The following is an 18,546-nucleotide window of genomic DNA, read 5'->3' as shown; positions in this document are numbered from 1 at the left end:
GGAGACTCCCTCTCTTGATGGAGAAGTCATGTACGATTTGGTTGTAATTGGTTCGGGTCCTGGGGGCTATATCGCTGCGGTTCGTGCAGGTCAGCTTGGAATGAAGGTGGCGTGCATTGAGAAGTATTCAACCTACGGCGGTACCTGCCTCAACGTGGGATGTATCCCGTCGAAGGCCTTGCTTGAGTCCAGCGAAAAATTCGAAGAGGCCCATCACGCGTTGGAACAACACGGTGTCAAAGTCTCCGATATCCAATTGGATCTGAGCGCCATGCTCGAGCGCAAGAATCAGATCGTCGGGCAACTCACCGGCGGCATCGGATACCTCTTTAAGAAGTACAAGGTCGACGGCATCCAAGGATTTGGCTCGATCACCGGCAAGAACCAGGTGACCGTCAAGAAAGATGACGGGACCGAAGAGGTGCTCGAAACCAAGAAAATCCTCATCGCTACGGGCTCAAAACCGTCCAGCATTCCTGGGGTGACCATCGACAAAGATCGCGTGGTGGACTCCACAGGTGCGCTCAAGTTCGAAGAAGTTCCAAAGCACCTCATCGTGATCGGTGCCGGGGTCATCGGGCTTGAGCTCGGCTCGGTCTGGCGCCGTCTGGGCGCAAAAGTCACCGTGCTCGAGTACATGCCAAAAATCCTAGGCAACTCGGACGCCGAGGTCGCCAAAGAGGCCAAGAAGATCTTCGGCAAACAAGGCGTTGAATTCCTCCTCGACGTCAAAGTTACGGGCACCAAAGTAGACGGCGAAACCGTGACAGTGACGTATGAAGAAAAGGGCGAGTCCAAATCGATTCAAGGCGATCGCGTGCTCGTCTCGGTGGGGCGCCGCCCATACACGGACGGCCTCGGGCTCTCCAATATCGGTCTTGAAACCGACAAGCGCGGCACCATCCACGTGGACAAGAATTTCGAGACCTCGGTCAAGGGCGTCTACGCCATCGGAGACGTGATCCCCGGACCAATGCTCGCCCACAAGGCAGAGGAAGAAGGAGTGGTCTGCGTGGAGCGCATGAACGGCATCGGCGCACATATCAACTACGACGCGATTCCTGACGTGGTTTATACCGAGCCTGAGATCGCGTCCGTGGGTAAAACCGAAGAAGCCCTCAAAGAAGCCGGCATCGCCTACAAAAAAGGAAAATTCCCCTTCATGGCAAACGGCCGCGCAAAGGCGTTAGCCAGCACACAGGGCTTCGTGAAAATCCTGGCGGACGAAAAAACCGATCGCCTCCTTGGGGCGCAAATCATCGGACCACGGGCGGGCGACCTGATCGCCGAGCTCGCCGTTGCCATGGAATTTGGCGCGTCATCCGAGGATATCGGCCGCAGCTCACACGCACACCCGACACTCGCCGAAGTGATCAAAGAAGCGGCTCTATCCGTTACCGGCTCGCCACTAAATATGTAAGTTCGCTTCTGGGAATTTTGTCCACCCTGTGGCATCTTTCTCTTACTGATGAATGAGCATTCAAAATTTGGCACGCCTCGCCGTTGTTTGAGAGGCCGATGAGTGATGGACTTCCGAAAATCGGGGAACTCGTTGCGGGGCGCTACCGTATTCAAGAAGAGCTAGGTCGTGGCGGATACGGCGTGGTTTATCGTGCGCGCCAAGACGTGATGGGCCGCGATGTGGCGCTCAAAGTTCTGAAGCCCGAAGCCGCGAAGAAGAGCACTGAAGTCGAGAGATTTCGCCGAGAAGTCTTCCACGCGAGCGGCCTCAAACACCCAAACACCATCCAACTCTATGATTTCGGCGAGACGAATGGTCTCTTCTACATCGTCATGGAGTTCTTGCAGGGGCTAAACCTGCGTGAACACGTGCTCGCCCAGGGACCGTTTGAGCACGATGGTGCTGTGGAGATTACCCTCCAAATCCTCAAGAGCCTTCGTGAAGCTCACGAACACGGCATCGTGCATCGCGATCTCAAGCCCGAGAATATCTTTCTCGTGAACACCGGGCAGGACGACGAAATCCTCGCGAAAGTGCTCGATTTCGGGCTTTCGAAGTACGTCGAAGGCGCCGGAGGTAAAAAAGAGCCGACCCTTACCAAAGAGGGCATGATCTTCGGGACACCGCAGTATATGTCGCCCGAACAGGCTTATGGGCAAAAAGTCACGCCCATGACCGACATCTACGCACTCGGCCTGCTTATCTACGAGATGGTCACGGCGCGTTGTGCGTTTACCGGCCGAAGTTCCATGGAGATCCTCATCAAGCAGGTCTCCCAGCCGATCCCGTCTATGCCCGAAAAGCTCCAGGGCACGGTGCTCGCGGAGTTCGTCGATATCTGCACGCAAAAGGAATCCAAAGACAGGTTTCCGAACGCGGGCGAGGCCTATACGTGGCTGAGTCGGCGCAAGAACTCGCCGTCGATGATCCAGATGTTCCAGAACATCGACCCGGAAGCCCATATCGAGACCCCTGAGATGGTGCCGGCTGTCAGGCCCATGAATGCGGAGTCCGACACGCAAGCGCGCGTGATGATGGTCTCACAGAACTTTGAATTGCGACTCGCCTCCATGCCCATGGTTGGGCGCCAGGAAGAGCTCGACTCCTTGCTCTATTGGTCCCGACAAGCCCTCTATTCCGGCGGCGTATCGTGGATTACCGGCGATGTCGGCGTCGGCAAGACGCGCCTCCTCAACGAGTGGGTTCGACACTTTGAGATGGACGGCGTCCTCGTCCTAAGAGGCGACTACAAGGAGCACGGCGGACCGCTTGTAGGTTTGCGTGAAGCCCTCGCACCCCTGACTGAACAGCAAACAGGTGGTGGGCAAGATACGCTGCCTCAAGTTCTCTCGATGGATAGGCTTATCGAGCTGCGAGGGATTCTCCTCGTAGATGACGACCAAAAGAGTGCCCTCTCCGAAGACGCCGCGTTCGCCGTAGTAGAGCAGGCGATCTTTAGTATCGCAACAAATCGCCCCACGGTGCTCGTCCTCGAAAATCTTCAATGGGCCGACTCGTTCACCCAGCGCCTCCTCGAGCATTGGCAGGAGGAGCTCGCGGCCCTGACGCTGCCGCTACTGCTCGTGCTCACATCGCGCACGGACGAGGTCGGCACGTCGCAAAAGCTCAACCACATCTCAGGGCTAGGCCGCAGAGTTGTTGGGCCTTCGTTTGCCCACGCGATTCAGCTCAATCGTCTAACCGATGCGGAAGCCCTGCGCATGCTCGGCTATCTCTTGCCGACCTCGGAGGCCGTTGAGGACCGCATTCTACGCCTCTCCCGCGGAAACCCGCTCTTTTTGACTGAGGTCTCCAGATACCTTCTGGAAGCCGAGCTCGTAGAGTTCAACGAAGGGGTTCAACGCTGGGATTTGCGCGCAGATCTGCCTCCGGGCGAGGACTTCATTCCACCGAGTATGAGCGAGCTTGTGCTTCGGCGAATCCGTTCCCTGGTCACGCACACAAGCCACGGTGGTGTCTTTAAGGCCCTGATTTTGCGCGCTGTCCTTATCGGCTCGCGTTTTGAATTGCGGGTCCTAAAAGAGCTTCTGCGCCGCGAATCGCGCCCCGACTTAGAGTTCTATATCGACGATGCCGTCGATCGGTTTGCACGCGCCGGAATCCTGCAGCCCGTCGTTATGGGCACTAAGCCTGGGCTTGAGTTTAGCTACAGCCTCAGCCAAAAGACGCTTTTTGACTCAGGAATCGATTTTGGCGAAGACGCAAAACGCGTGCACGCCCACCTCGCGGAGATTAAGACCGATCTCTACGAGTCTACGTCTCGGGATCGACGGCTCGAACTCTCATCGTCCATCGCTGAACACTATATGGAATGCGACGAGAGACTGCAGGCCCATAAGTGGTGGATGACCGCGTCCACAGACGCTGAGGATGCCCTCGACTTCCGGGCGAGCTTGAACTTCCTCAATTCCGCACAGATGCTCCTCAGTGACGAGATCGACCCGGACGGAGAACGACTGCTCGAAGTGCGTCTGAGGCAGGGCAAATTCTACCAACTTCTGGGCGAGTATGGCCCCGCGGAGTACGCGCTGAGTGCCGCCCTTGAAGAGGCCCGGCGGGTTGGCGATCAGGTCGGCGAAGCCATGGCCTCCGAGGCTCTTGCTCAAGTCTACACCTTGCTTGGTCGCTATCACGAGGCGCGTTCCAATCTCGATTCCACGATCGCACTCTATGAAAAATTTCCTGATTTTGTTGGGATCTTAAGGTGCGAGACCAACCACGCGGAAATCCTTCGTTATCAAGGCCGATATGTCGAGGCCCAAGCTCGCTTCCAAGAGGGTATCAACAAGGCCGACGCGCTCAATAACGTGGCGATCGCCGTGCAGAACCTCTACGGCCTTGGACAGTGCTATTACGCGCACGGCCACTTGCGCTCGGCGGTTGACGTCTTCCACGCCTGCCGGAAACGTGCTGAAGTTGCAGGTCTCTGGCGCATTGTGAGTTCTATCGATATCGAACTCGCGATGATCGCGATCGTGACCGAGGGCGTGAACCGAGCTGAACAACTCGTAAAACAGGCCCTCGAAGCTAAACGAAAGACCGGCGACACGCTTGGGCAGGCTCACGCTCACTTGATTCTAGGCATGGCATTGAGGCGCTCCCTGCGTGTGCAAGAGGCCGAGTTTCACGCTGAACGCGCGCTCACCCTCAATGAAAGGCTCTCCCACAAATACGGCATCGGAAAGTCGATCCTATTGCACGCTGAAATCGCGTGGCTAAAAGGCAAGCCCGAGACCGCGCTCACCCTGATTGAAGAGGCACTCCAAGTTCATACCGAGATCGCCGACTCCCACGGACGTGCGCTCTCGCTGATCTACAAGGGGCTCTTCTGCGTGGAGGCGGAAAAGCCCGATGACGCCGCCGAGGCCGTCGCCGAGGCTATGCGAATTGGCGGGGAAGATGGACTCGGCGTGTATCAGCCTGCTGGTTTGCTCTTCCTTGGAATGGTCTATGAAGCACAGGAGAATATCGAGGAAGCCATCGCCTATTACGGAGAGTCCCTTGAGCTGGCCGAGCAGATGGGGAATCGCGAGTCTGCGTCACTTGCCGCCATTAGTTTGGCCAAACTCCATATTGTGATGGGCGATATTGAATCAGCGTCGCAAGAGATTCCGATCGCACGAAATCAAGCCGAGCGGCTGGGCAATAATATCGCACTGATGCTTGCGCTTACTGGCGAAGCCTGGCTCGCTCGAGTCCAAAACAACCCCCACACGCTGCAGCCCACATTGCAGAAACTCCGAGTCCTGGCCGATCAACGCGGCGGGGCAAATCTTCGGGTCCCTGAGAAACTCGCTAAACTCGCCATGCAGCTCGTGACCCATCAACCGGCTAATAAAGTCAGGCAGTCCGTGTCCACCGTGATCGAACTGATCGAGGCTATCGGTGCGGAAGACCTCGCAAGAAAGCTACAAAAGAAGCTCGCACTCTTTCTCTGAAACCAACCTTGCTGGCCATCGTCATATAGCAGGTGTAATATCAGAAAAGGGTTGAACGGATGACACGGATGGCAAGAGACGAACAAAATCAGGCGGATTCAGATATCGACGTCGAGATTCTAGAGGACGACGATTCCCTTGATTTGTCCGAAGAAGGCTTGAGGGAAGCCGAGGAGCTCGGGGACTTGAGCCTGATGATGACAGGCGGCGTCTCAAGCGACTTGGTGGGCTCGGATCCGCTCTCTGCGTACCTCGCAAGGCTTAGCCACATCGCGCCTCTGCCTGCTGAAGAGCAGCAGAAACTAGCCGAGCGCTACAAGAACGACGAAGACGCGAACGCCGCGAAGATGCTCATCATCACCAACCTGCGTCTCGTGGTTAAAATCGCACGCGAATACCAAAGGCGTTGGACAAACCTTCTGGATCTCATCCAAGAGGGCAACGTCGGTCTCGCCGAGGCAGTGACTCGCTACGACCCCTATCGTGGCGTCAAGTTCACGAGTTACGCACAGTACTGGATCCGGGCGATGATTCTGAACTACCTCATGAATCACCTGCATCCGGTTAGGATCGGCAGCTCCAGAGCCGGCCGAAAACTCTTTTACAATCTGAAAAAGGCCCGCCGCGAGTTGATTCGGCGGGGTGAAGAGCCCACGCCCGCACTTATTGCGGAGTACCTGGACGTGGATGAGGCCGAGGTTGTGCGCGTGGCACAACAGCTGGACTCACCGCCAGTCTACATGGACCAGACAGCTCCAGGTCTCGACAAGACGACTATCGGCGAGCTCATGGCCGATGAATCTGCCGAAGACCCGGAAGAATGGGCTGCGAATCGCGAAATGGGCTCCCAGATTGGCGCCGCCATCAAGGCCTTTGGTGAATCACTCGATGACGAGCGCGAACAGGCGATATGGACTCAGCGCATGATCGCTGAAGATCCGCGGAGTCTTGTAGAGCTCGGTGATGAGTTCGGCGTCTCCAAAGAGCGTATCAGGCAGGTCGAAGTCCAGATACGTGAGCGATTCAAGAAGTATCTGCTCTCAAATTTGGGCGACGACGTTCGTATCAATTTCCTCGAGTCTCAATGAAACACTGGCTTCTCTTCGCGGTTTTGGTCATGGGCTTTGGATGCGCAACATCTAAGGCAGACCCCCGTTGGGAAGCATGTGTGGACGAGGATGCCCAACAATGCATGAACTGGGGAAAGCACTCGGCTCTCGACCAAAAGCCAGATCGCGCGCTCGTAGCCTTCCAATTTGCATGCGAACTCGGTGAGGCCGATGGTTGTATGGAGATGGCCAAGTTCTTCGGGCGAATCCCCGAAAACAAGGCCGAGATGAACCAGGCTCTTCGAGAATCGTGCGACAAAGGTGAGCCCTTGGCGTGTGTGGAACTCGCCAAATTTGGTTCAAGACGAAACGCGATTCCAGTCTTCAAAAGCGCGTGTGAACAAGGCGTGGGGCGAGGTTGCGCCGAATGGGCAGCTGCCAAACGCGACCTTTGGCGGCTCGAGTCTGAGCTCACCGAATCCGTCAGACTCGACGAAAAAGCGTGCGAACTCGGCGTCTCCTCGTCGTGTCTTAGGGCAGGCCAGGCCTATTATTTTGGCTCCGGCGTCCCACAAGATAAGCCCAAAAGCGAAGCGTTTTTTGAACGCTCATGTAACGAAGAAACTGGCGATGGTTGCGCCACACTCGCGAAGATTTTTTCCGAAGGTGTCGGTGTAGACCCAGACCCCGTCAAGGCGCGCCAGTACTATACACTGGCCGCCAAACATCAGCCCCAAGATGCCCAGTCGCGCCGTCGCTCTAAGTTCCTTATCAACGTTGGGGTTTGCAATCGCGGTGATGCGATCGCTTGTTATAACGCGGGCCTGATCCTCCATGAGGGCGTAGAGGTTGATCGGAACCTGACCACGGCCAGGGAATTCTACAATCTCTCGTGTCAACGAGGGCTCGAGCGAGGCTGTGTGGCGCAACGCTCCATTCGGAAAACTGAGCGGATTGCAGGTACACCTTGAGAAACATGCTGATTACATGTGCTTTGGGGTTGGTCGGCTGTGCGGCAGAGCCTTTGACGCCTGATGGATGGCCTCAGAGACCGGCAGACCGGCAGTTGCGATGCCCCGACGGTACAGACCTCGCCGATGATTTTAGCGAAGACGGGTTTCGCACCGTGACCTGTCATCGCCCCGAGGACCCGCTCCCCGTGGGCTTTCTCCTGCAATGGAACCCTGAACAGGTGCTCGTGCGCGAGCTACAGCTCGACGATCGTGGGTACCCCGTCAAGCAATGGCGTTGGTACGACGACGGCGGCCAGCGAAGTCTCGAGGATTTTGACGAAGGCATCCTAAGTGAGCGCAAGGTCTTCTACCCAACGGGCGCACTTCAAGAGGAGCTTCAGCGGCGAGAAAAGGGCGTTTGGCTGAAACGGCTACAGCCCGATGGCAGCGTGCAGGAAGAGGGGCTACTCGTTGATGATAAGCGCGAAGGTCCCTGGAAACTCTTTCGGGAAGGCGCCGAAGAAGTCGTCACGTTCTCCAACGGACTCGAGGAGGGAGTATCCCAGCGCACCTACCTCGATGGCTCGCGCGAGTCCGGCATGTGGCGTGCCGGAAAGAAGCATGGTGAGTGGGTGCGCCAGACGTCTGCGGGTGTTCCAGTGGCGCGTGTCACTTGGATGGATGGCGTAAAAACCGGCGCAAGCGAACTCTATCATCCCAATGGTCAGTCGAGCGCTCAAGGGGCATGGCTCGACGATAAACGCGAAGGAAACTGGGTCTTTTGGCACGCAAATGGTCAAAAGGAGTCGGAAGGACTCTACAAAGATGGCAAAAAACAAGGCCCTTGGAGCTACTGGTACACCGATGGCCAACTCCGAGAAACCGGCCAATACGCGGACGGAAACAAGGTCGGTGAGTGGAAATCGTACAGTGTCTCGGGTGTCCTAGAACGTGTTGAAAATCTCTAGCTAGAGTGGGCAATGCTCCCTAAACCAAACGACATCTTTGAACGTAAATACCGAATCCTCAAGGTGCTAGGCCGAGGCGCGTTCGGCGAGGTCTTCCATGCTAGGGTAGACGAGATTGAACGCAAAGTCGCCATCAAGATTCTCAAGCCACAGCAGGCCTTGGACGGCCAGTGGTATGACGAAGAGTTAGAGGCGCGATTCCTGAGGGAGGCCCGGCTGCTCTCCGAGCTGCAGTCCCCGCATACGATCAGGATGTACGACTATGGTCGTTCAGAATCGGGCCTGCTCTACATGATTTTCGAGTTCGTGGAGGGCCAGTCTCTAACCGAGCTCATGGCTCGAGGCCCTATCGCGCCGGACCTTGCGATCCATATCACAAAGCAGGTGCTTCAAAGCCTTCACGAAGCCCACTGGCACGGCATCCAGCACCGAGACATCAAGCCCGATAATATCATGGTGTTTTCGTACCTCGATGACCCGTGGCGTACCAAGCTTCTGGATTTTGGTGTGGCTCGCGATTACGCAAACCCCGATTCCGAGCTGACCACGCGCGGAATGAGAGTCGGCACCATCCGCTATATGTCGCCTGAGCAAAATCGCGGCGAGGTGCTGACCCCTGCAAGTGATATCTACAGCCTGGGTCTTGTGCTCTTCGAGATGTTGACCGGTCGATACGCCATTGAAACCGACGACCTGAACCTGATTACGATGTTCCATCTTCAGGCCATCCCAATTGAGCTACCACCCGACCTGCACACGCCTCATAAGCTGCGCGAAGTTGCACACAAGATGCTAGCTAAGCCGCTCGCGACGCGTTTTCAAAGTGCCGCTGAAACCATTGAAGCCCTCGACACCGTAGACCTTGAGGACGCCGGTACGTGCCTTGACGACATGGATATGGACGAGACCGTGACCGTTCGTCCATAGGTCCGCGTGTACACGCGGGCTTTTTCGTACTTCTGAGGCTTTTTTATTAGGGGCCAAGAGACTAAAGTGCGGCGATGATGAGTCGATGGGTCGTTTTTGGGGTGTGGGGCTTGTGTATGCTCGTGGCAAGCGCGAGTTGGGCACAAGATCGCGTCCACGTGACGAGCGGCTACGTCGAGGAAACCGACACAGAGCGCGTGGCTCAAGCTCGCGCCGCCCTTGAGAGCGGCGCCACGAACCTGGTGCGAAGCATGCCGGAGTTCTCGCCGGTATCCGACGATAGCGTCTCGCGCAGGCTTGAGGAAAACCCCTCATACCTGGATTCTCTCAAGCTCGCGGCGTCGTGGTCCGAGATGGGTATCACCAAGTATCGCGAGCTCGACCCCGCAGGAGCCATCCAGTCTCTTGAGCAAGCGGTCACCATCTGGCGCTCTGCCGGCTGGGACCTGGTTGAACCTCAAGAATTCTCCGAGACGCTGCTCTTTTTGGCGCTGAGCCACCTCGAAAAGGGCGAGAACGTGGCCCGCCCCCTTGAGCTGATGCAGGAAATGGTCAGATTGAACCCCGCTCTGGTGATTCAAGAGGGTTATTATCCACAATCGGTCGTGCAGTTCTACGAGGGTGCACGTCTGACGCTTGAGCGTTCCGTGCGAGATTCGAGTCCTGTCAAAAGCCATGCGGACCGCTTGGCGGTTGTGTCCGAGGCTGAACTCATACTCTTTGTGGACGCGCTGCAGACCACCAACACAGGCTGGCAAGTCATCGTTCACCTCTATGACGCCGCAGAAGGCGAGTTTCAGCGCGAGACCTTGAGCGTTGGAAGGTTTGAGGATCTGGAAGAAGCAGCGAGCCGGCTCGCAAGTCGACTGCTTTCTTGTAGGCTAGAGCCGGAGGCGGCCCCAGCTCCTATCGCACAGTCCCAAGGCGAGAGCCCCTGGTCCATGCAGATTTACTTTGCGTACGCCTCATTCTTAGACTTTCCAGACCCCAACGTTGAACTCTTCGGGCACTACGGCGCCGCCATCGGTGCGAACTACTCGGTCACCCGCGAATTCTCTGTGCTTGGAGCGGTTCAAGTCCTGACGTCGGCCAGGGACTTTTCGGGGTTCATCATCCAGGATTTCACTACGATTCGAGGGTTCGGCGGCATTGAACTTGGGTATTCATTCGGGCCGATTCGCCCTGAAATTGCGGCTTTGGTTGAGGCATCCACACTTGGTGATATCGTGGTTTGCGAAGATGTGAACACCATCATTCGCGGCTGCAATCCAGACCGAACCACCCGCTACGAATTTGAAGTTTTGTTGGGCGCCAATATTCGACCACGCGTATCCCTGCAGCTCCTACCATCATTGACCGCGTTGATTGGAGCCTCGGGCTCGTTCTACGTCTACCCACTGACCGAACGGCAGGTGAACTTCCCGGTGACCGTTGAGACTGGCGTGCAGTACCGGTTCTAGAAGTACGTGACCCGCAAATCGCTCTCAAAGTCCCCAAAGAAGAGACCTGTGAAGTCCTCGGACTCCTGCGAGAACTCCAACGTTGGCGGATTCTCCGACTCAAATGTCGGGTCAAAAACCTGGTCGAAGAAGAAGGGTTTCAGCGCATCATCACTGAGTTGCCAGCCAAATTCCGGCTCATTGAAGAACCAATGGGTTTCGGCATCCAGGGTAAGACCAGGGCTCCACAACGGACTCAAGTCCATCTGTGTTGCCGGTGAGGTATAAGGGATTGCAGTCTGCCCCTCGATGGCCTGCTCTGCAGCGCTAAGCACCTCGATCAGCTCCTGGGCGAAGGACTCCTCGATATTGCTCCACTCCACGATATCGTTCGTACGGTCCTCAATGCCGTATTCCACCGCGGACTTCAGCGCACCAATCGTTTCCATAAGCGCGTCACGGGCGTTTAGGAGTTCATCTGGATTGCGGACATCTCGAAACATCGTGGAAGAGATCAAGTCGTACCGAGCCTCGTCTTGGGCCGCAATAATCTCGGACAAAGACGCGCCCCACTCGTACGCCGCTCCAAAATGAACCACGGTGCGAACCCCACCGAGAATGGCCCGAAGCCCCGCAAGCTCAGTACGATTGATGACCAAGTTCAACTCGGTATCGTGGAAGACCTCTCCGGGCAGGAAATACGCCGAAAATCCATCTGAAGATTCGGCCTCTCTCAGGTCTTGTGCAATCACCGCCAAGTCGCTCGACACCACTACCAACGCGTCAAAAAGGCCGTTGAGAGGCTCGACCATAGGCCCAAAGAAAGTATTCTCATCGTCAAATCGTGAGGCGTTCCAGGGCAACTGAGTCTCAAGCAACGTCAGAATTCCTGGGAAACTCTCACCGTCTTCAAAACCCACGCCACGCGCCAAAAGATAAAGTACACCGGACTCGCGATAGATCACATTCTCAGACTGACTAAGCGTGCGCTTCGCGGCCAGCGGCCCTTGGAGCAAAGCCCCGACCGAATCAGAATAGGGCAGGAGCAAAAGGTCAGTAATGGCTTTGCCTGCGAGGAGCTGTGGGTTCCCCGGCGAGGACTCGAGCGCGCTTCGATATATGGCATTTGCGCCCGCGACATCCCACTCAAAAAGCCGGGATTCGGCTCTCAAGGCCGGATCGTCTTCACTCGGCCCTGAGTCCCCGAGGTTCCATTCGGCGTCCGACGCCGCGCAACCACCCATCCCCATGAGTGCGCCAAAAATCAAAAATATGGGGAGTAAATTTTTCATCAGTCTATGGTTAAGCAAGAAGCTTGCCGCGTTGAGAACGTCCAGAATTCATCGGGAACTCGTTCGGTCGGGCTGCTGAACGGAAAGCCGATTATCCATGAGTGGAGTAAGATTACACCTATTTCAGAACGATCTTTCATAACGAGTTAAATGGGAACAATCGGGGCAGATTGATCTCGGTTTGGTCCAGGAATTCACCGGTCGCACGAAGCCTCGGCCACTCAGGGATTCTGCGCTCCGGAAGCTTGATCTCTACGATGTCACGACCATCCGCCACGACATCCACAATAAAAAAGTTTTGGTCCACGTATTCGTAGCCTTCGAGGTTCACAATCCGCTCTTGAAGGGCAGGGTCGAGCTCGAGCAAGGAGCCCTGAACGAAGAGGAGCGCTTTGCCCGAATAGGCCGAACTTAGATCCCAACCCTCGGCGCCGGCTTCTATCGTGGTGGCAATAATCGGCTCCTCAGAACGCGCCCATGTGAACCGCCCGCTCTCTCCCGGCGTGTCATCCACAATTACAAAATGCCCGATGGCGTAAGACGTATCGCCACTCTGGGAGAGGAACCGCTCGTCTGGGGGCGTGATTTGAATCAGGTCGACGCGCCCAGAAAGGCTGGTGCCACTGGCGTTGACCGAGGTCGATGGAAGGCGCAGGAAGGTCGAGAACCCCTGTGTCCCCGTGTAGACCGTTCCGCCCGGCGTATCCACGCGTTCAAGCCCCAACCAGAGCATCACAAAAACCGGATTTTCAATTTGGTGTTCCGCCTCGAGCTGCCCTTCATAGGTCACAGCCATCGAATAATCGCCCACCGTTGCACAATCTGGACGAGGCTCCTCTTCGGTGAGTTCAAGGTCGAAGGTGGATTCGGAATCGATGAACTCCAGACTCATCTCTGAGTCGTTCGTGATCCCACGAATCCCGCCGGTTCGGCGTTCGAACGCAAGGTTGAAAGAATCCTCTCGGAAGCGGTCCGTACGCGTCCAATAACAGCGTGTGAGCTCTACGAACGGGTTTGCAGCAGTGTTCCTGGGGCCGCGATCAAACTCTCGGACAATCGCCTGAGAAAAATCGCCAAATCTAAAGAAGTCGACCTCAAGCAAGCCACATTCTCGCCGTTCAAAACACGTGATTCTCTCGGCAGTGGGGGTCTCGCGATATCGCCCGCTAAACTCGTCTTCATAGGTGGGACAACCCGTCAATCCTATGAATATCACCGCCCAAAAAACGTACCACTCACGTCTCATAGCGCGCATCCTACGAGGCTCGTGCATCAAAGACAACGTATGTTTTGAAAAGCTGGTTGCATGCGGAGCTTCGTGGTATATGCCCGCTTGAACTTTTGATTCTTGGCTTGTACGGAGTACATCGTGGAGCAGGACGATACAGAACTCGTTGAGCTCGCTCAAAAAGGCGATCGAGATGCATTTCGACAACTGGTAGAGCGCTACCAGCGTCGGGTCTACTCGATATGCTACGGCATGCTTAAAAACGCAGACGATAGCATGGACGTAAGCCAGGAGGTCTTTGTCAAGGTCTACAGATACCTTGAGAAATTCAACTTCCAGTCGAGCTTCTATACCTGGCTCTACCGAATCACCGTCAATATGTGCATCGACCATATCCGCAAGAACCAGCGGGTGAAGAAGGTCGAGTACGACGACGGCATTTCGCGTGAAGATGGCGACGAGCACACCTTGCCGTCCACGCTTGGACTCAATCCAGACAAAGTCTACGGCCGAAAAGAGCTCCGGGCCAAAATGCTCGAGGCGCTCGATTCGCTAGGCGAAAAACACCGTACCATCTTGATTCTGAGAGAGGTCGACGGCCTCTCATACGAAGAAATTGCTGATGTCCTAAACATCTCAAAAGGTACCGTGATGAGCCGACTTTTTCACGCCAGACGCTACTTCCAAGAGGCGATTGGTGAGTACGTTGGCGACGATCTCGAAATCTAACTTAATTCTGAAGAAAATCTTAAGAACCAAATGAATATGATCACTTGAGGATGCGTCTGAGTTGCTGAGACCCGACCTCAGGATAAAATTATGAAGACCCTGACTGCGACACAATATGAACTTCTGGCACGACTTGCCGACGGGGACCTGGCTCCCGGTGAAGAATTGCTCGCACAGAAGCTCGCGAAAACGCCCGCTGGTGAGACCTTTTTGAACGAGCTCGCGGTGCTTGAGGCATCGGCGCGCTTGGCCGAAGAAGCCATTTGGGAGAAGTCCACGCTCACACCCGAAACGATCCTCGCCGGCATTGACCAACCAGCTACGCTTGAGCTCCGAGAATTGAAACCGCTCCTCGAGCGATTCTTTGACGGGGAGTGTGATGAGATCGAGGCAGAATGGGTGGCCGAGCTTGTAGATACCCGCGACGACGTCGCTGAGTACCTGGTACATCTTGAGACCATGCAGGCTGGCATTCGAATCGCCGAGGATCATCTGGGTGCAGCAGCCGGGTTCGATGGCTTCTTCCAGAGTGTGATGGGCAGAATCGAGGAGTCCGACGCGGGCCTTAGCGTCGAAGAAAAAGTTCTCGTAACCCGATACTTCGATGATGAGGTCAATAGCACCGAGCGCGCTCGTGTCTCAGCCCTTCTCGAGTCGAACCAAGATGCAAAGGCCATGTTTGACGCGCTCGGCGAGATTCATCTCGCGACCACGGCAGCCATGGACACGGTATGCGAAGGCGTGGATTTCTCCTCGATCTGGGAGAGCGTCGAAGACGCGATGAACGAGGATCAAGAGGCCGCCGGCGACAACGTCGTCTCACTCGGAAAACGCAAGAAAGAGACCTTCTTCCAGCAATATCGCCAGTCGATCATCGGTGCCGTAGCCGCCCTGGTAGTGGTGGCATTTGCCGGCGCTTTGATCGGTCCTTTTGCCCAGCCAGAGCGCGTTATCGTTGAGAAAACCGTGGTGATTGTGGATAGTGTTGAATATGCACCGGGCGCGTCCGTCATGATTAACAGCCCTGTTCAACAAGCAAGTTCTATCTCGGAGGCAGGCTCCGAGACCGAAGAGGAACCCACAGTCATTTGGCTCCTGGATTCCGGTGAAGAAAATCTTGAAGAAGAGTCCGAGGCTCCTCGTTCAGGACAACCGATTTAAATGCACGTTTGAGCGTGTGAGGTAAGCGATGCGACACCTAATCCATATATTTTCAGCTCTCTTCTTGATGCTTACGATCGGACTGGTTGCTCCAGCCGAAGCCCAGGCAGAGACTATTTCGGTGAAGATTCAGTCCATCGCCGCAAGCAGCTCTGGCGAAAATTTCGACTCGAAGCTCGAGCCCCTGCGCTCTAAGCTCCAAAAGGCTTTTCGTGGGTATTCTAACTTCAAACTCGTCGGTGATTCTAAGTTTCAGTTGAAAGACGGCCAGAAGGAAACCACGAACCTCCCAGACGGCTCTGTGATGACCGTGACCTTTCACGGGCTCGCCGGTAAGTTTATCAAGCTCGGGCTCGGTATCGCCGGGAAACTCAACACGACCCTTCGCGCCTCCCCTGGAAGTACCTTCTTTCAAGCCGGCCTCGAATACCAAGACGGTATCCTGATTCTCGCCATCACTGTGGACTAGTACCAGTCTCGATCGACTTAGCACATCGAAAACCAAAATGGTGGAACGGCCTGTTTGACGGCGGATTTCTGCGCCGATGATAACCCGTCGCGTGCTCGCCCGGCCAGTACCACGAACCCCCACGCACAGCCCTGTACTTAAAGCCTTTGCAATCGAGGGCGCCACCGCATGGCCCTTTGGGGTCGACACCTTGGCAGGCCGCACCGCATGATTCCCAATCAGGGGTCCACCAGTCGGCCACCCATTCTTCGGCATTTCCGGCCATATCGTAGAGGCCGTAGCGTCCTGCGGGCTTGGACCCAACTTCCAGAACGCGCCCCGTCTCGGGTTTTGAGCCTCGCCTTTTTTTCTCGCCGCAACTTCGCCCCTTCTCGTCCTTGATCACGGCGTGCTCGCACGAAACCGGCGCGTTACCCCACGGGTAGGTCTCGGCGTCTGGGCCTCGCGCAGCGAGCTCCCACTCGGCTTCCGTCGGAAGTCTCTTGCCAACAAACTCGCAGAAATTCTTGGCATCATACCAGGTCACACCGGTCACCGGTTGCTTAGGCGCATTGAAGTCCGCGTAGGCAGGACCTGACGTGCACTTCCCAGCCTTTTTACAAGCGGCGTAGGCCTCGTTCGTGACCTCAGTGAGATCCATGTAGAACGACGAGACCGTGACCTCTTGAGCCGGCGTTGTGGCGTTTTTCTTGGGTTGGTCGGGTTGAGCGCATTGATGGTCATCCTTCTCAACTCCACGTTTGAAGGAGGCGCCTTGGACGACCGCCATTCCCTCAGGAGTTTCAGGTTCGGTGGCACCCACGAATGCAGGGACAAGCAAACATGCAAAAAGTCCTAGTCCGCCTAGGTACTTCGCTAGGTTCATTCTTTCAATCTCGTTCACTGATAAACCGGGCGGTGTTTCCACAAGAAACCTATCGTTCGCATCATAATCCCATAGAGAACAAGCTTGAGTTGAAATGATATGGGTACTTGGGTGCGCGACTTTCGAGTTCAAAAAAGATCTTACTCTATTCCAGCGATTGTTCAGTTCACTTTTCTTTGGCCCTTTTGAGGCGTTCCAAGAGCTTTTGTTGTGCTTCTGGAGGAGCTGAAACCTCCTCGAGGGCGTGCTTATACAAGCGTTGCAGTTGCTCGTGCACGTCTGGAAACTCAGTCGTGCTGACACGGATGTCGGGCTCGCCACTGTCCAAATCGACCATCGTCAAAGTGTAGTTCTCGTAGAGCGGGTTCACCCGCTCTTTGTTGATACTCAGAACAACGTCTTGGAACTCGCAAATGAATTGACCGCTGCTGCCCGTCCGAGTCCACGGCAATCTGGTTTCCTCAGCCGTGCGCACAACATCCTTAATGAACTCCATAACGCTCATGGTTATCTCCTTGAGTCGGCATCGTGATACGCCTCTTGCAAGCACTCGACGGCCTCATTGTATTTCTTCCTGTTCATCATTTCCTTCGCCTTATCTAGCTTTTCCTTTAGCTCGACTTCTTGGTTGGCCTTTGCCCAACCAATTAGATCGGTAATGCTGTAAAGCAGAGGTTCAGGTTTGGGTTTACCACCGTCGTAAAAGTTCACTGAAAACTCCACAAGGTCGGCAATCAATTGTTTCAGTTGTGGAGCCATCTCTCTGTTCAAGACAACTCGTATTCGGGTCTGTTCGGCGGCATTAGCAGCACTACCGGCTTGTTTTGCCGCGTAAAGTGAAGCGAAGAGTCCCAATAGCGACACGGCCAAGCTTATTAAATTCAAGACGTCGCTACCTTCCATAATGTAACTCTATCGTCCGTCATTGATTGATATCCAAGTGCTCCCCATTTTAGCGCTCTCCGAAGAAGGCTGGCAATGATTTTAGGTGGCTAATCGCCGAGACCATAAAACCGGTGTCACGCGCTTCTCGCACCCTTTGGAACTCACCAACTAAATCGACCCCCAGATGCCAACTCGAGATCTTGATTTGATTGGGTCGAGGTGAAGGCAAGACTTGGTCTGGGTGCGTATGAACACATCTACAACTACGGTCTGTAGGTGAACCGGAGCTCATAATCGCAAAGGTAGAAAATATCTCCTTCCTCGATCTTTTTAGACTCGATGCGATTTCCTCGATATTCCACGCCATTTGTCGAGTTCAGGTCCTTGATGAAATAGGACCCGTTTTTGTACACGATGCAGCAATGTTTACGCGAGATATTGCCATCTCGGATGGTCAGATCGGTTTGTTGGCTACCACGTCCAATCACGAACTTCTCTTTGTCCACCACGTACCTGTTATTATTGAATAGCAGGTAGAGAGGAGGTTGGGCGCCCGATGCTGGCATCGGCGAGCCACCGCCATAACCGGGGCTTGGCGTCGGCTGAGGGGCTTGCTGATATCCACCAGATTGCCAACCACCGCCGCCATTGCCTGGGCGAGGAGGAGGTGGTGGAGGGGCCGACTGAAGCTGATTGCGCTGACCGCTAAATCCAACCGAAGGTTGTGGCGGTGCAGGTGGCGCAGGTTGTCGTGGCTGTTGTTGCACCGGTGGAATCTGATTAAACGTGCGGTGTTCCATGGGCGAGAAGCCCTGATTTGGAGGAGGGTTCGGCTGTCCGCCACCCATGCTTCCATACCCAGGCGCTGGAGGCTGCCGGAAGTCCATTCCGCCGCCCATCTGTCCGCCGCCCATCTGTCCGCCGCCCATCTGTCCGCCGCCACCTGGCCCACCCATTCCTGGGGCGCCTGGTGCCTCGTCTTGAACGTAGTCTCGACTGCGCGCGTAGAGGCGCATCGACTCGTTTACAAGGTAGTCCATTGAGCAGCCCAAATCGGTTGTCATCTGCTCAAAGATTTCCCAGAGATAATCGCGGCAGTAAAAACTGCGCAATGTCTTTCGATTCTGATCCGTCATCGATTACTCTGCCCCATGGTGGGA

At 55.5% G+C, this 18,546-nt stretch carries 16 protein-coding genes; 10 read left to right on the top strand and 6 right to left on the bottom strand.

The window, feature by feature from the left end; translation table 11 throughout:
* Window positions 1-28 precede the first annotated feature (28 nt).
* From lpdA to FRD01_RS11780, 7 genes are all read left to right on the top strand, one after another.
* On the top strand, window positions 29-1,420 hold the full coding sequence (lpdA, locus tag FRD01_RS11810; protein WP_146959870.1) for a dihydrolipoyl dehydrogenase: 1,392 nt from the start codon (window positions 29-31) through the stop codon (window positions 1,418-1,420).
* Window positions 1,421-1,518: 98 nt separating this feature from the next.
* Complete coding sequence (locus tag FRD01_RS11805; RefSeq protein ID WP_146959868.1) at window positions 1,519-5,421, top strand: serine/threonine-protein kinase; 3,903 nt, start codon at window positions 1,519-1,521, stop codon at window positions 5,419-5,421.
* A 68-nt stretch (window positions 5,422-5,489) separates the two neighbouring features.
* Window positions 5,490-6,509, top strand: coding sequence for a sigma-70 family RNA polymerase sigma factor (locus tag FRD01_RS11800; RefSeq protein ID WP_249756201.1), 1,020 nt, complete (start codon window positions 5,490-5,492; stop codon window positions 6,507-6,509).
* A complete protein-coding gene (locus FRD01_RS11795) occupies window positions 6,506-7,441 on the top strand; it encodes a tetratricopeptide repeat protein (RefSeq protein ID WP_146959865.1) in 936 nt (311 codons plus the stop codon). The genes FRD01_RS11800 and FRD01_RS11795 overlap by 4 nt, the downstream gene beginning before the upstream one ends.
* 5 nt (window positions 7,442-7,446) lie before the next feature.
* Window positions 7,447-8,391: a toxin-antitoxin system YwqK family antitoxin gene (locus FRD01_RS11790; RefSeq protein ID WP_146959863.1), complete on the top strand. Its 945-nt coding sequence runs from the start codon at window positions 7,447-7,449 to the stop codon at window positions 8,389-8,391.
* Window positions 8,392-8,403: 12 nt separating this feature from the next.
* On the top strand, window positions 8,404-9,318 hold the full coding sequence (locus FRD01_RS11785) for a serine/threonine-protein kinase (protein WP_146959861.1): 915 nt from the start codon (window positions 8,404-8,406) through the stop codon (window positions 9,316-9,318).
* Between the two features lie 74 nt (window positions 9,319-9,392).
* Window positions 9,393-10,778: a hypothetical protein gene (locus FRD01_RS11780; RefSeq protein ID WP_146959859.1), complete on the top strand. Its 1,386-nt coding sequence runs from the start codon at window positions 9,393-9,395 to the stop codon at window positions 10,776-10,778.
* On the opposite strand, the gene FRD01_RS11775 is transcribed toward FRD01_RS11780, so the two are convergent.
* Both FRD01_RS11775 and FRD01_RS11770 read right to left on the bottom strand, forming a co-directional pair.
* Window positions 10,775-12,049 (bottom strand): hypothetical protein, encoded by a 1,275-nt coding sequence (locus FRD01_RS11775; protein WP_146959857.1) that lies wholly within the window; start codon window positions 12,047-12,049, stop codon window positions 10,775-10,777. The genes FRD01_RS11780 and FRD01_RS11775 overlap by 4 nt on opposite strands.
* 136 nt (window positions 12,050-12,185) lie before the next feature.
* Window positions 12,186-13,295, bottom strand: coding sequence for a hypothetical protein (locus FRD01_RS11770; RefSeq protein ID WP_146959855.1), 1,110 nt, complete (start codon window positions 13,293-13,295; stop codon window positions 12,186-12,188).
* A 123-nt stretch (window positions 13,296-13,418) separates the two neighbouring features.
* On the opposite strand from FRD01_RS11770, the gene FRD01_RS11765 reads away from it, so the two are divergent.
* From FRD01_RS11765 to FRD01_RS11755, 3 genes are all read left to right on the top strand, one after another.
* Complete coding sequence (locus FRD01_RS11765; protein WP_146959853.1) at window positions 13,419-14,006, top strand: RNA polymerase sigma factor; 588 nt, start codon at window positions 13,419-13,421, stop codon at window positions 14,004-14,006.
* 90 nt (window positions 14,007-14,096) lie between these two features.
* Complete coding sequence (locus FRD01_RS11760) at window positions 14,097-15,167, top strand: hypothetical protein (protein WP_146959851.1); 1,071 nt, start codon at window positions 14,097-14,099, stop codon at window positions 15,165-15,167.
* Window positions 15,168-15,195: 28 nt separating this feature from the next.
* Window positions 15,196-15,636 carry a hypothetical protein gene (locus FRD01_RS11755; protein WP_146959849.1) on the top strand — a complete coding sequence of 147 codons (441 nt, stop codon included), beginning with the start codon at window positions 15,196-15,198 and terminating at the stop codon, window positions 15,634-15,636.
* Here FRD01_RS11755 and FRD01_RS11750 read toward each other — a convergent pair.
* From FRD01_RS11750 to FRD01_RS11735, 4 genes are all read right to left on the bottom strand, one after another.
* Window positions 15,623-16,501, bottom strand: a complete 879-nt coding sequence (locus FRD01_RS11750) for a formylglycine-generating enzyme family protein (protein WP_146959847.1) — start codon at window positions 16,499-16,501, stop codon at window positions 15,623-15,625. The genes FRD01_RS11755 and FRD01_RS11750 overlap by 14 nt on opposite strands.
* Before the next feature lie 166 nt (window positions 16,502-16,667).
* Complete coding sequence (locus FRD01_RS11745) at window positions 16,668-17,006, bottom strand: hypothetical protein (protein WP_146959845.1); 339 nt, start codon at window positions 17,004-17,006, stop codon at window positions 16,668-16,670.
* A gap of 2 nt (window positions 17,007-17,008) precedes the next feature.
* Window positions 17,009-17,404 (bottom strand): hypothetical protein, encoded by a 396-nt coding sequence (locus FRD01_RS11740; protein WP_146959843.1) that lies wholly within the window; start codon window positions 17,402-17,404, stop codon window positions 17,009-17,011.
* A gap of 245 nt (window positions 17,405-17,649) precedes the next feature.
* Window positions 17,650-18,522: an FHA domain-containing protein gene (locus FRD01_RS11735; RefSeq protein ID WP_146959841.1), complete on the bottom strand. Its 873-nt coding sequence runs from the start codon at window positions 18,520-18,522 to the stop codon at window positions 17,650-17,652.
* Between the last annotated feature and the right edge of the window lie 24 nt (window positions 18,523-18,546).

It is taken from the genome of Microvenator marinus, from assembly GCF_007993755.1.
GTDB classification, from domain to species: Bacteria; Myxococcota_A; Bradymonadia; order Bradymonadales; family Bradymonadaceae; genus Allomicrovenator; species Allomicrovenator marinus.
Note: the sequence above shows the minus strand (reverse complement) of the source record. Positions and strands in the feature narration are given on the sequence as shown.